The sequence below is a fragment of the Vibrio sp. D417a genome, assembly GCF_030248595.1.
Lineage (GTDB): Bacteria > Pseudomonadota > Gammaproteobacteria > Enterobacterales > Vibrionaceae > Vibrio > Vibrio alginolyticus.
This window is the reverse complement of sequence record NZ_JAHGAM010000008.1, coordinates 185,883-201,584: the sequence shown is the minus strand read 5'-3', so window position 1 is coordinate 201,584 and position 15,702 is coordinate 185,883. Positions and strand designations below refer to the sequence as shown.

Genomic DNA, 15,702 nt, shown 5'->3' with positions numbered 1-15,702 from the left:
CTAGTTTCATTTGAACAGTCATATTCGTCGACCATACTTAAAGTTCGTTGTTTCATATGGGGCGAATTATGCAGCCAATACTCTACATTCAAATCGGTAATGTTCTTTGGGCGGTTTTAAGTGACGGTTCTTGGATCCAAATGTTGCCCAACGAACAATTAGTTCCAGAAGTAGAGGTGGTTGTTCTTAATACTGACATTCTCGATATTGCATTTAATGAAGATACAACAAGTGAGGATGAATCGAGTTCGAATGATCTTTTAATTGCATCTCAAAACGGTATTGAATCCACTTTTAATCAGAGCGTTCGAGATTTTAGTGAGTCTTCTGGTGGGTTAAGTTTTGTTGCCTATATTCGCGCTGTTTTACCTGAGCAACTCGTTTCTAATGGCTATGTTACTAGGCCAGCAGTGCAAGAAAGAGAGAACCCAACTTCTGAGACTCAGGCTCCTGAGCGGTTGAATCCCGATGCTATATTAACGGTGGATATTCTTGATGGCGGCGATGGATACGAAAACCAGTTTGAAGTTCCTAGTGTCACGATTCAAGGTGACGCACTCAAGATAAGCGATGAGTGGCTTGTTACTATCACCATTACCGACAGCCTCAATAATTCCATTACTGTTACAACGACCGTAGAGAATGAGGCTTATACCCTATCAGACGTTGATCTGTCTTCTCTTGCTGAAGGGCCGCTTACGGTGACTTCTGTGGTTTCTGACATTTATGGCAATAACCTGAACGCCGTCGATGAGACCATTAAAGATACGCTTGCAACGGTGAACGTCAATTTTGATGGTGGAGGGGATGAGTATTTAAATCAGTACGAAATCGCGACTACTCGCCTCGAAGGGACGATTGAAAACATTGAAGATGGCCAGCGTATCCAAGTTACGGTAACCGACTCGTTAGGAGCGGTCATAAATTTAGAAACGGTGGTGACTGGTGGAAGTTGGTCTCTGGACGACGTTGACCTTTCTGGATTGTCTGAAGGTACGCTGACCGTTGTTGCTGAGAGTATAGATATAGCGGGCAACCCTGCAACCAGTGAAAACACCATCATCAAAGATACGCTCGCAAGTGTGACGGTGGACGTTGACGATGGCGGAGACGGCTATTTAAACATTGAAGAGCGCCAATCTGTCACTTTGTCAGGGCAAGTCAGTGATGTTGAAAATGGTCAGACGGTTTCTGTCACGGTTCAAGACAGCTTGGGGGCGATGTTCTCGTTCAATGCCGTTGTCGTTGATGGTATGTGGCAAGTCGAAGGGGCGAACTTATCCACGTTAGCCGATGGGGCGTTAACCGTATCTGCCTCCGTGAATGATGTGGCGGGCAACCAAGCGAAAGCGATGGATGAGGCTACGACCATAGATGCCACTGCTCCCACCATTGATATCGATACGGATTTTTATATTAGCGGTGGTCTTGTCATTGATGATTTCCGTGAGGGTATAGTCACGGAAATGAGAGGGACAACCAGTGGTGTAGAGCAAGGTTTGGCAGTGACGATTCGGGTAAGTGACGGAGACAGCACGCTGAATTTTACTGGCCTCGTTGATGCATCAGGTTCGTGGACAGTAACCGGAATTGACGTAAACACTCTCAATCTAAACAACACGTGGACCATTGAAGCAGAAGTGTTGGATGCCGCCGGCAACCACGTGGTCGATACCATGCCGACAATAGTGCTACCCGGTTCAACGGTATTTTCTGAAAACATCGTTGGATTTTTTGGTGAGCAAAGCAGCTCGGCAGCCATCAACATAGAAAATGGTGTGCCAGCACTGCATGCAGAGCAACCAAGTTTGAGCGCGCTTACATCGGTCGGTCAATCTATAAATGTTGTTGTTGCAGAAGATGGGTTGAGCTTACAAGGAACATCGACTGACGACCGATTAGTTTTCTCTGCAGAAGTCAATGATGATGGTACGGTTCAAATTACTTTTTATGAAGCGATTGATCATGGTGTAGGTCAAGATGAGCTGGTGACTAACGTATTGGTTGAAAGCATTCAAAGTGATGCTGATGGTACACAAGAAACGGTTGTGGCCCCCCTAGAAATCGCCATCCTTGATGCCGACCCAGTGATCGCAAATGAGTCATATAGTGTAACCGAAGGCCAAGTCATTTCTGGCAATGTACTGGAGAATGACATTGATACTGATGGTGACTTGTACATTCGATATGTCAGAGCCGGAGGAGAGATCCAGTCTGTCCCTGATGGTGGCTCAGTAAGTTTTAGTCTAGAGAAGGGTGAATTAACCGTATTTTCAGATGGCTCTTGGCAGTTGAATGCCAGTCGCAACTTGGATCACACGGTTGAGCAAAGTCTCGTTTTTGATTATCTCGCAGCCGATGATTCAAAAGATTACGGTGTAGCAACCGCAACTATCGACATTATAGATGGCCAAGCGGGTTATGTAGGCAGCGCTACTATAAACGCAGCAGAAGTACCTCTGGGAGAGGCATTATTAACCACCGAAGGCAGTGTCAATGTGATTGCTGGCTCTGATAACCCTGATCCGGCTAGTTTGTATTTTGGTGGGGCATCCATTACTAAGTTAGAGGCATTAGGGCTTACAAGCTCAGTCTCTGATACTGAGCTTAGCTACACGTTAAGTTCCAGTGGGAAGCAAATCACAGCATTTGCCAATGGTGTCACTGTATTTACGTTAACATTGAGTGGCATTGAGTCGGGTAACGATGTACTAGCTTCAATTTCGCTTACTCTTGATCATCCTATCGATCAATTCAATAGTAGTGATACGGTAACCTTCCCGTTGACCATTGGAGGGACAGATCTAGACTCCACACCGCTTGTAGAGAATGAAATTGATTTCGTGTTGAAAGATGGTGTTGATCCTACGTTGAGCAACTTGACTTTTGTTGCAATGGAGGAGATTAATCTAGAAAGTGGGGCAATCTTTAAGACTGGGAGCCTTCAACTCGATATCGGGAGTGATTATGTTGACTCTCTTCGATTTAGCGAATTAAACCAGCCCACATTAGTGAGTAGTGAAAGTGAGTTGCTTTACCGTCTGTCTGATGACGGTACGACAATTACTGGCTATATCTTAGAAGGTGGGGTGGAAGTAAATATTTTTCAATCGAAACTATTATCCACATTACCTTTAGAGTCGAGTAGTGAAATAGAGTATTCCTTTGAATTATATCGCTCTTTCGATCTGTCAAAAGATCAAATCCTGGATATACCATTGTTAGTTAATGCAACAGATTCAGACGGTGACACCACCTCCGTAACATTGGATATTACCTTAGAGGCAATTGAAGGTTTGAACGATGATGCCTCTTTAACGGTGGATATTCTTGATGGCGGTGATGGATACGAAAACCAGTTTGAAGTTCCTAGTGTCACGATTCAAGGTGACGCACTCAAGATAAGCGATGAGTGGCTTGTTACTATCACCATTACCGACAGTCTCAATAATTCCATTACTGTTACAACGACCGTAGAGAACGAGGCTTATACCCTATCAGGCGTTGATCTGTCTTCTCTTGCTGAAGGGCCGCTCACGGTGACTTCTATGGTTTCTGACATTTATGGCAATAACCTGAACGCCGTCGATACGACCATTAAAGATACGCTTGCAACGGTGAACGTCAATTTTGATGGTGGAGGGGATGAGTATTTAAATCAGTACGAAATCGCGACTACTCGCCTCGAAGGGACGATTGAAAACATTGAAGATGGCCAGCGTATCCAAGTTACGGTAACCGACTCGTTAGGAGCGGTCATAAACTTAGAAACGGTGGTGACTGGTGGAAGTTGGTCTCTGGACGACGTTGACCTTTCTGGATTGTCTGAAGGTACGCTGACCGTTGTTGCTGAGAGTATAGATATAGCGGGCAACCCTGAAACCAGTGAAAACACCATCATCAAAGATACGCTCGCAAGTGTGACGGTGGACGTTGACGATGGCGGAGACGGCTATTTAAACATTGAAGAGCGCCAATCTGTCACTTTGTCAGGGCAAGTCAGTGATGTTGAAAATGGTCAGACGGTTTCTGTCACGGTTCAAGACAGCTTGGGGGCGATGCTCTCGTTCAATGCCGTTGTCGTTGATGGTATGTGGCAAGTCGAAGGGGCGAACTTATCCACGTTAGCCGATGGGGCGTTAACCGTATCTGCCTCCGTGAATGATGTGGCGGGCAACCAAGCGAAAGCAATGGATGAGGCTACGACCATAGATGCCACTGCTCCCACCATTGATATCGATACGGATTTTTATATTAGCGGTGGTCTTGCCATTGATGATTTCCGTGAGGGTATAGTCACGGAAATGAGAGGGACAACCAGTGGTGTAGAGCAAGGTTTGGCAGTGACGATTCGGGTAAGTGACGGAGACAGCACGCTGAATTTTACTGGCCTTGTTGATGCATCAGGTTCGTGGACAGTAACCGGAATTGACGTAAACACTCTCAATCTCAACAACACGTGGACCATTGAAGCAGAAGTGTTGGATACCGCCGGCAACCACGCGGTCGATACCATGCCGACAATAGTGCTACCCGGTTCAACGGTATTTTCTGAAAACATCGTTGGATTTTTTGGTGAGCAAAGCAGCTCGGCAGCCATCAACATAGAAAATGGTGTGCCAGCACTGCATACAGAACAACCAAGCTTGAGCGCGCTTACATCGGTCGGTCAATCTATTAATGTTGTTGTTGCAGAAGATGGGTTGAGCTTACAAGGAACATCGACTGACGACCGATTAGTTTTCTCAGCAGAGGTCAATGATGATGGTACGGTTCAAATTACTTTTTATGAAGCGATTGATCATGGTGTAGGTCAAGATGAGCTGGTGACTAACGTATTGGTTGAAAGCATTCAAAGTGATGCTGACGGTACACAAGAGACGGTTGTGGCACCGTTAACGATTACTATTTATGACTCTGATCCGGTGATTAGAGATGACACATACTCAGTCGTAGAAGATCAAACAATTACGGGCAATCTACTTGAAAATGATATTGATCTTGATGGCTCACTTTATGTTAAATTTGTAGAGGCTGGCGGGGAGCAGAAGTCAATTCTAGAGGGGGGCTCAGTAAGTTTTAGTCTAGAGAAGGGTGAATTAACCGTATTTTCAGATGGCTCTTGGCAGTTTGATGCAGGTCGAAACCTAGATCATTCGGTCGAGCAAAGTGTTTCTTTCAGCTATTTAGCTGCAGATGACTCCCAAGACTATGGCTTGGCTAACGCGACGATTGATATTAGTGATGGACAAGCAGGTTACGTAGGCAATGCGACTATAGACGTAACAGAAGTCCCTTTGGATGGCCCGATATTGAACTTTGAAGGAACTGTTAATATTGTCGCGGGATCTGACAATCCGGATCCGAGTAGTTTGTATTTCGGTGGGTCATCTATTACTAAGTTAGAAGCATTAGGGCTTACAAGCTCAGTCTCTGATAATGAGCTTAGCTACACGTTAAGCTCCAGTGGAAAGCAAATTACAGCATTTGCCAATGGTGTCACTGTATTTACGTTAACATTGAGTGGCGTTGAATCGGGTAACGATGTATTAGCTTCAATTTCGCTTACTCTTGAGCACCCTATCGATCAATTCAATAGCAGTGATACGGTCACTTTCCCGTTGACCATTGGTGGCGTAGATTTAGATGCCACACCGCTTGTAGAGAATGAAATTGACTATGTTCTAAAGGATGGCGCAGACCCAACTTTAAATAATTTGAATGGGGTAGAAGTAAAAGAATCTGATCTCGCAAATGGAGGTGTGTTGAGCTCAGGGAATTTTCAAGTTGAGGTTGGCAGTGATTACCTCGAATCTTTGTCGTTCATCGTCTCTGAACAACCCTTGTTGACGAGTGGTGAACAAGTTGTGCTTTATCAAGTCTCTGCGGATGGCAAAACACTTGATGGTTATATTCTTGACGAAGATGGGCAAACTCAGATTCCCATCTTTCAAGCTACCCTCAATGCTTCATTACCTATTGATGCAAATAGCGACATTACCTACTCCTTTGAGCTTTTTCAGGCTCTCGACCAACAAGAAAATACTGATCCAAACGTGCCTCTCGTTGTTACTGCAATGGACTCAGACCAAGATAACACGTCGGTCGTTTTAGACATTAATGTGATAGATAACGACAATGGACAAGCGCTAATCAATAGTGGCAATGTCGAGTTGACCGAAACACCTGTCGATACAAACATTGCTCCTGATGGGGTTTCAGCCATAGCGAATACGGATGTGATAGTTACGTCATCATTCGATCCGATTGTGTATCTGGGTGTTGACATAAATGATGGAGATACTGTCAAAACTACGCTTGGTGATGCTGTTACTTATAACGGAGAGGCTGTCACTTGGTACGATAACAATGATGGAAGCTTTGACGCAATTTCAGACACTGGAGACGTTGTATTTAGGGTCACGTTACCTAGTGACTTCTCTTTGCCATCAAATGATACATCTACCGTTAATGTAACTGTAGAGCTTTATCACTCGCTTGACCATGTTTTAGGTGATGGGACGCAATTGTCGATCTCTATGCCCATCGTGGCGAGAGATTCTGATGGAAGCGAGATCTCTACGGAGTCCAACATACTGGTCTATGATGGCTTGTTTCCGGAACTAGTAATTACAGAGGGAATCACAGTCAATGAAAGCGGGTTGAATGATGATTCGCTTGATTCTGGCATCGAGGGCTCGTCACTATCCATTACGCTATTACAAGGTTCAGACTCTATCGCCAGTGTGAGCGTGAATATCGATATGTTCAATGCGCTCGGCTATAAAACAAGTAGTGGCAGCCTGGTTGCGCTTGATTCACCGGACTCGAATGGTTGGTTATATGCAAGAGATGAAAGCGAGCAAGACGTCTTTAGAATTAGATTTAATACCGATGGGACTGTCGAGTTTGATCTATACCGTGCACTTGAACACGATGAACCTGACGGTGTTCCAGCGGACGAGAACACATTAGAACTCAGTTTTTCAATTTATGCCGTTGATAAGGATGGCGACCAGTCTGAAGCTGAGACATATACCGTTAGTGTAGTAGATGATATCCCTGAAGACACAAGCTCACCAATAGAAATTGAACTTACCGAGGGGGATGAGTTTTCGGGAAACTGGTTTAGCAATAATGCCGACTTAATCAGTTCAGATGGCACGTTGATTTCAAGTTTGACCTATGCAGGTGAAACATACGATACGGCGAGTTCGGTATTTAGCGATGATGCTTGGACCATCGATTTAATCAATAGTAGTGATGGTAACTTAAAATATGGAACGCTGACTATTGCTCAAGATGGGACATTTACGCTAACTACCGAGCTTATTGTTAATACGCCTGTAGGTGGTTTGCTTGATGATCTAACGATAACTGTGACGGATGCAGACGGTGACCAAGCAAGCAGTGAAGCTCAATTAATTCTTGATGATGCTAGGGGCTTTATTCGAACCGTTAATGTAGATACGTTAGAAGATAATGGCGCGAATAATAGTGGAGACCCTACGCCAGTCGCGTTACCGATTAGAGTTTCTCCTGGGGATACGGAGAATAATGAGCGTGTTGAAGCGATAAGGATCTCTGTTGAATCTCTACAAGGAGGGGCTCTGTTTTTAGACGGAGCGCGCCTTGAAGATGATGATAATGACGGATTTATTAGTCTTTCTGGTACAGAGCTAATGGGGGTGGGTATATTCACTGTTCCAAATGGTGATCTCACTTATCAACCAGCACTAAACCTGTCGGGCAACACTATCAAAGTTTCGTTAGCAGTGTCTGCATTAATCGTATCTGATGTCGAACCAGATGGTTTTGTATTACAAGGCAATAACACGTTAAATGTTAACGTTTTACCGGTTGCAGATTTGCCAGAGTGGTCTAATGATTCGGACTTTTCTTATCAAAGTGTTGAAGATTCCGCTGAATCACTTTCACTCAATATTGTTGCTGAAAAGTTTGACCAAGACGGTTCTGAAACGCTCCACTACCAAATTTCGAATATTCCAGATGGACTTATATTAACACTTAACGGAAGTGCTATTGAGGAAGGGAAAGCGTATAGCCAATCCGAGTTAGATCAAATTGAAATCACATCTAACGAAAACTTAGCCGGAAGATTTACTTTTGATGTAACGGCAGTAACGACTGAATCGGGTAGTGTGTTTGCCGATGAGCAAGATAAAACAGCGGAGATCACTGAGCAAGTTGTTATCGATATATCTCCAGATGCCGATGTGCCTACGCTGACCGTTAAAAACATTCAGTGGCTTGAAGACCAAGCGATTGACTTAAAAGATTACATCCTAGGGCGGCTCACTGACACAGATGGCTCGGAGTCTCTTTCTTATCGCATAGAAGTTCAAGATGGTTGGACATTGCCTGTCGGAGCTGGGATTACGCTTATCGGTATTAATACCTACCTAGTGACCTCCAATGCTCTAGCCAATTCAGAGGCGTTACTTCAACCAAAATCGGATATCAGCTCATTTACTGAATCTCTATCCCTTCAAGTAACCGCCATTTCAACAGAGTCGACTATTGATGGCTTAGCACCTCTTAATGAAACCGCCGAGAGCCAATCTGCAACCATTGACATTAAGCTAAAAGGCGTGGTCGATGAACCAATTGTCCTAGATGGTGGACAGGGGAATTGGCAATATGATCAAGCGACTAAAGTAATTAGTAATCTCTCTACGTTAGACGAAGATAACCTGATACAACTGGATTTTATCATCCAGACATCAGACGACGATCTATCAGAAGAAATTAATATCTTGCTTCAGAACATCCCTGTGGGAACACAACTGACAGATGTAAATGGTGACCCTATTGCTCTTCCAATTGCATACGTGGACCCAATAACGGGGCCAGTTTATCAGGTCTCGAACGCTGTTCTTGAAAACACTTACCTCAAAACAGAGCAAGATTTTAGTGGAACACTGAGCATGGATGTTATCGTCGTTTCAACAGAGCCGGATGGTGATTCTGCTGAAACCCCTCTTAAAGTGGAAATGGAAATCTCACCTATTGTTGATCAAACTGACGGCCAAGAATTACAAAGCAATGGTATTGAGGACAATTTCATCACACTAAATCTTGAGCCTGTCGTTAATCAAGATATAGATTCTAGTGAGTCCTTGACAGGATACACCATTGTATCCATTCCAGATGGCTTAACGCTTTACTTTGATGGTAATGCAGTAGAGGAAAGTAACTTACCGTTAGAACTCAATGAACTACTTGATGGTAGCTCGGCAACATTATCTGAGTTGTTAAACAGTGGACGAATCACTGTAAAAGCTAATGAAGACCTAAGTGGGACATTTAGCCTGGAAGTTCAGTACGAAGTGACAGACACGTCTTCGACGATGGAGACTGATGTAAAGGCAATCAATGGCTCTTTGAGCGTCGTGGTTTCTGGCAAAGTGGATATTGGTAATGAAGATATTGACAAAACACGTTTAGAAGGTGCGACTGAAGTATTCACAAGTACCGATGGGTCTGCTGTCGACGTGAGTGGAGGCATTACATTTACAGAAGCGGATATTGATGGTTCAGAGTATCTCGATTACATCGTTTTACAGATACCGCAGGGTCAAGACCTCATTGTTACTCATCCGAACGGTGCTTCTCAAGATGCCGATGGGAACTGGCTGATTCCAATGGAAGGAATCACAAGTGATAGCGTGTTGGAAACCGCTCAAGATTTGCTTGCTAGCGCATCGATTTATAGCCCATCTAACACAGAGATACTTGATGTGAATGTGTTAGCGTATGTTCGAGATGGAACGGATGCTCAATACATCACTGGTCAGTTCCAAATTCAAATTACTGGCCATGAAGGAGATGGAGACCAGTGTGCTGATCCTGGTGAACCAGGAAGCGTTCAAAGTGGGGATATTGTAGGTAAAGAAGGTGAAGATGTCTCAATTGGGGCGTTTTTAAACCCTGATGTAGCGAGTAGTGACGGTAACTTAGTTTCCTTCTTTGTCGCCGCAGATTCTTTACCTGAAGGAGTCGAGCTTACTGGCGAAGGTGTGATACCTGCTTATGATAATGCGGGCAATCTGTTGGGTTATTCAATTTCTAGCGCTGGATTGTCTTCCTTGACGCTTACTGGCGTGGATGAGGACTTTGCTGGTTGCATTACTTTCAATTTAGAAGTGACAGAAACGGCCCCATGCGATGGTGACTCGAAAACAACCGCTCAGACCATTACGGTACAAATCTCTCCTGTTGTCGATGATATCGCGATAGCACCAAGCCAAGTTACGGTTCAAGAAGATACTATAACCAACCTGAATCTTGCTCTTGTATTGGGCGATAGTGAAGGACCAATGCAGTCCATTACTGGAGAAGGTGACGCAGCGACTGGCCTTGAAAGTGTCAATTGGGTTTCTTTATCGGTGTCTGACGAGAATGCGCGGTTTACTGCCGTGGACCCGAGCCTACTCATTGACAACGGTGATGGAACATGGGTAGTGACAGATGTTACGCGTCTAAACGAAATTCAGTTAATCCCACCTGAAAACTACAGTGGAGAGCTTGTTATTTCCGTTGACGCAAACATTACTGATGAAGTCACGGGAAGTTGTTTAAGTACTGACAGTGCGAAAGATACTCAAACTAAATCAACAGAAGTTACCGTTACCATTGCCCCAGTGGTTGATAAAGCGGTTCTGGAAACAGAAGACGTAGTTGGTAATGAAGATAATTATATTTATTTAGGAAACTTATCTGCATCATTAATCGATCAAGATGGTTCTGAGTCGATGTCTTTGGTCATGACAGGAGTGCCAGACGGAGCCGTGTTGGTTTGGGACAATAATGGGACGTTCGAATTACTCCCTGATAACGGTTCAACGGATGGTGAGAGCAAGGAGTGGCAGCTAACTCAAGCGCAACTTGATAAGGTTTACTTTCTACCGCCACTAGATTTTAGTGGGGATATTTCATTAACACTGCAAGCTATTACCCAAGAGTCTGGATCAAACGACTATAACTATACCACTTCTCAGTTCAACGTCGGCGTAAAACCGATTGGCGATGATGTATCGTTGAATACAACCTCTAACACGTTCACTGGAGATGAAGGTGATTCCATTTCGATTGACTTTTTAGCGAGCGGTTTTGAAACAAATAGCAACGAATATATAGAAGTGTCGATGTTGATCAAAGCAAGCTCTGAACCCTCTGCATTGGAAGGCTTAGGTAGGATTCGTATTGGAACTCAATTCTCATCCTTTACCTTCGATGACGCGGGCAATGCCGTGGCGACGGTATTAGTGCGAGCAAATGAAGTGTCAGGTTTGGAGTTCATTCCGAAGGATGCATTTGGAACGATGGATGTTGCTCTCAATGTTAGAACGTTTGATCAAGCGATAGTGTCAGAGACACTCGAAACCGATTTTGGAGATGTGCAAACTACCGATCTAACCATTGTTGTTACCCCTGAAGCTGATGAGCCAACACTAACGGCCGATTATCAGTCTATTGTGTCTGAAGCGTCTGGGAGTATTCCTTTGGGGTTGAGCATGAATTTAGTCAATCCTGCACCCGAAGAGTTTGGAAGTGTGGAGATTCGCGGATTACCAACAGATCTAGAGTTGAGTCATGGTGAAAGATTGAACGGCATTTACACTGTTGATCAAGAGGATGTCGCTGATCTTTCCATCGTTGGTGGGTTTAGCGGTGCAAGTGATTTTACGTTGTCGATAAAACCGATTGCAACACTGGGTGCTACTGTCGCAGAAGGTGCTGCTCAGGTAGTCAATGTTGCCTTAGTGGAAGAGGGTGACCAAACATTACTTGCGACAGATGCTAATGATTTGCTTATTGGAGGAAGTGGCAGCGATGTATTCCAGTTTGATAGTTCAGGGCTCGGTAACGAGTTAAAGCCCTCGTACGATGTGATCAACGATTTCCAAATATCCGCTATTGGTGATGATAATGACACAATTGACATTGCCTCTATAATCACCGCTACCTCGATAACAGAAGTCGATAATAAGCTCGATTTAACAGAGAATGATGATGGCGTAACGCTTCACATAAAACCAGAAGAGACGGGGACAAAACAACAGATTCTTATGCAGGGCGTCACTCTCGATCAGCTTTACAAAGGTGACTCGACTGGCGTAGCCGAAGAAAATGTCTTACAGAAGATGATTGATGACAACAACTTGCTAGTAGGTGGTATGTCATGAAGCATCACTCATCCTCATCAAGTGAGCAGACTAACGATCCTTGGGTGCAATCGTTAACTTGGTTGATGCGTTATTTTGAGGTTAGACACCATACAAAAAAGGTGCTTTCTGGATTACCTCTTGTTGAGGGTAGATTGGATAGTGACTTATTCATCAGAGCCGCTGAGCGAGCCGATCTTGAACTCACATTAATCGATTTAAAATCCACCGCAATGTTGAGCTTTCCATTGGTGGTAATCAATAGGAAGACGTTACAACCCGCTATTATATCTGAGCGACATAACAGCGATTATCAAGTCACGTTATTTAGTGAAGATCAAGGTGAAACGCAATATGTCACGAGCGAGGAACTGCATAATCAATTCCAGCCTCAAGCATGGCAAGTTTCTATGCGTCCAGAGCTGGACAAACGGATAAGTTCTATTCAAGCGGATTATAATGAACATTGGCTTTTCGCAGTAGTGAAAGAAATGTCTTCGTGGTATCGAGATCTTTTGATTGCCTCTTTCCTTATCAATACGCTAGCGCTAGTTATTCCGCTTTTCACTATGAACGTTTACGATCGTGTAGTGCCTAATCAAGCTTTCAGTACATTATGGGTTTTGGTCGCTGGTGTCTCCGTCATCATTATTTTTGATTGGCTATTGCGTAAAGCAAGGGGAGTTGTCACTGATACCGCGGGTAAGTACATCGATAACAAGCTTTCTTCGATACTTTTTTCTAAAGTTATGGGGATGAAACTTGAACACCGTCCTGCATCAGTCGGTGCATTCGCTCGACAACTACAAGATTTTGATAGTGTTCGCGATTTTTTTACTTCTGCATCTCTTGTGACCTTAGTTGATCTCCCATTTACGTTGTTATTTTTAGTCTTAATAGGTTGGCTAGGTGGGGCAATGATGTTCATACCTATTGCCGTCATGTTTACCCTGCTGATCCTTGGCTTTGCGGTAAAAGCAAAAATAGAACAATCACATACGGAAAGTGCTGCACTATCCATGAAGCGACAAGCTCACTTGTTTGATTCATTGTCCTCTTTAAAAGAGATTAAGCAAAATAACGCTACGGGAGAAGCACAAAAGCGTTGGGAGCAAACGGTATCCATGCTTTCTGATTGGCAAAATCAATCGCGAAACTATTCGAATATCGTTGCTTACTCCATTCAATCTAGCCAGCAGATAATTACCGTAATGTTACTTGTAACAGGCGTGTACAGAATTTCTGAGGGATTGCTAAGCATGGGGGGGCTCATTGCTATTGTCATGCTTAGCGGTCGTGCTGCAGGGGCGATTAACCAGTTAGCTATGCTGTTACTTCGCTATCAACAGACAAAAACAGCGGTTGAAGGCTTAAATTCTATCATGTCTTTACCTCAGGAGGCGCAACGCAGTCAGGTCATTACGTCTGCCGAATTTACAGGGAATATACGTTTAGAAAACGTGAGCTTCCAATACCCAGATGTTGATATGCCATGTTTGAGAGATATTAATCTTACTATCAAGCAAGGCGAACGCGTTGGCGTTATTGGTAGTGCAGGAGCCGGAAAGTCTACACTCCTTTCTATTATTACCAATCAACTCAGTACCTTACAGGGTAGCGTTTATTTTGATGACATTGACAGCCAGCTTTGGCCCGCCGAATTGATAAGAGAGAAAACGGGTTGGGTTGGCCAAGATTCGCATCTTATATACGGCAGCATTATGGAAAACATAGTATTAGGACATCATGTTATTGATCAAGAACGTTTACGCCGTGCGATAGAATTATCGGGTTTGAACCAGTACATGAGTCGCCTTCCTCATGGTCTAGAAACGCAAGTCGGAGAAGGAGGGCGTTATTTGTCGGGGGGGCAAAGGCAAGCTGTAGCGATTTCAAGAGCTTTTTATCGAAACCCAGCAGCATTAATTTTAGACGAGCCAACCAGTTCCTTAGACCAGCCTGCTGAGAATGCATTGTTTAATGCTCTCAAATCGTTGCCGCACTCGACGACGATGATTATTAGCTCTCATAAACATTCCTTATTATCGCTTTGTGATCGAATTGTTGTGCTTGATAAAGGCACAATTTTGAGGGAAGGATCGCCCCAAGAAATTTTTGCTAAACAACAGTCTAACGCGAAAACGAACAGAGTACGCGCAGTATCAATTGTACGCGAAGGAGGTCAATGATGAGCACAGTTCGTTGGAGTAATGCTCATTTAGCAAACCGTTCGAGAACGTTGATTTGGTTGTCTGCCGCGTTAGTGCTAAGTGTGATTATTTGGGCCTCGTGGGCGAGGTTAGACGAAGTGGTTGTCGGCGAAGGAAAGGTTGTTCCTACTTTGTCTGTTCAGACGATTCAGAGCTTAGAGGGAGGCATTCTAAAGGAGTTACTTGTCATGCCTGGTGAAAGCGTCACTAAGGGGCAAACCATCGCCATTCTGGATGATACAAGGTTTAAGTCGACCTATTCGGAGACCTCTGAACAAGTTGAATCTTTGCTCGCCAGAAAGCAGAGGCTTCAAATTGAATTAGAAACGGTAAAAGTGAATAGCCTCCAACTGGATTGGAAACAACAAGTGAGTATCGAGCCTCAGCCATTTGATATTTCGATGACCGGCCACTCTGCCTATCTGAATGCCAAAGCAAACTATCTTGAGCGGTTGAGCCAACTGGAGTCTGAGCTGGAGGAGGCTAAATTGCGAATTGAGCAACAATCGCAAGCTTATCTAGATACCTTGAATACCATTCAAACACTAAAAAGCAGTCTGGTTATTGTCTCGAAAGAGCGAGATATGTTGAGAGAGGTGGTTTCTAGTGGCGCGGTGGCTGAAGTGGAATTATTAAAACTGAATAGAGACGTTATAAAGCTCAAAGGAGACATCGCGAGTTCACAAGCTGCTGCCCAAAAGCAAAGGGCTGTGTATTCTGAATCCATCGCAGATTATCGTGGTACTGCGCTTGCTTTTAGGGCAGAGGCACAAGGGCAGCTCAATGAAGTTGTGACGCAACTAGCGCTGCTCAATGAAAGTCGTCAGGCGATTGCGGATCAGTTGAATCGAACGCAGTTACTTTCCCCGGTCGATGGAACCATCAAAGATGTTTTTGTCAGAACCATCGGAGGTGTGGTTAAGCCGGGTGAGCCTATTTTAGAAATAGTCCCTCGTAATAGCACGTTAATCGTTGAAGCGAGAATTTCTCCTCAGAATATCGCCTTCATAAGGCCTGGCCTGCCGGCAACGGTAAAGTTGTCTGCCTATGACTTTGTCATTTACGGAGGTCTAGAAGGAGAAGTGACCTACGTAAGCGCCGATGCACTTCAAAATGAAGAGGGCAATGCCTACTACCGTGCCAACGTTACTTTCAAGGTTGATGATAAGTTTACGATCATCCCGGGAATGCAGGTTGTGGTAGACATTCTTACAGGAGAAAAAACAGTACTGAATTATTGGTTAAAACCTATATTACGTGCGAAAGAGAATTCGCTCAGAGAAAGATAGACATAAGGATATAAG

The 15,702-nt window shown here is 44.1% G+C and carries 3 protein-coding genes; all 3 read left to right on the top strand.

The features are described 5' to 3' along the window. Positions 1 to 68 precede the first annotated feature (68 nt). From KI742_RS09845 to KI742_RS09835, 3 genes are read left to right on the top strand one after another with little or no spacing between them, the layout of a single operon-like run. Positions 69 to 12,209, top strand: coding sequence for an Ig-like domain-containing protein (locus KI742_RS09845; protein WP_285445298.1), 12,141 nt, complete (start codon positions 69 to 71; stop codon positions 12,207 to 12,209). Continuing rightward, positions 12,206 to 14,377, top strand: a complete 2,172-nt coding sequence (locus tag KI742_RS09840; RefSeq protein WP_285460356.1) for a type I secretion system permease/ATPase — start codon at positions 12,206 to 12,208, stop codon at positions 14,375 to 14,377. Before KI742_RS09845 ends, KI742_RS09840 begins: the two co-directional genes overlap by 4 nt. Continuing rightward, on the top strand, positions 14,374 to 15,687 hold the full coding sequence (locus KI742_RS09835; RefSeq protein WP_285386045.1) for an HlyD family type I secretion periplasmic adaptor subunit: 1,314 nt from the start codon (positions 14,374 to 14,376) through the stop codon (positions 15,685 to 15,687). Before KI742_RS09840 ends, KI742_RS09835 begins: the two co-directional genes overlap by 4 nt. The last annotated feature ends 15 nt before the right edge of the window (positions 15,688 to 15,702 follow it).

What these genes read in the sequence shown, in the direction of transcription:
- KI742_RS09835 (WP_285386045.1), top strand. Translation starts at nt 14,374, where the DNA reads ATGATGAGCACAGTTCGTTGGAGTAATGCTCATTTAGCAAACCGTTCG.
- KI742_RS09845 (WP_285445298.1), top strand. Translation starts at nt 69, where the DNA reads ATGCAGCCAATACTCTACATTCAAATCGGTAATGTTCTTTGGGCGGTT.
- KI742_RS09840 (WP_285460356.1), top strand. Translation starts at nt 12,206, where the DNA reads ATGAAGCATCACTCATCCTCATCAAGTGAGCAGACTAACGATCCTTGG.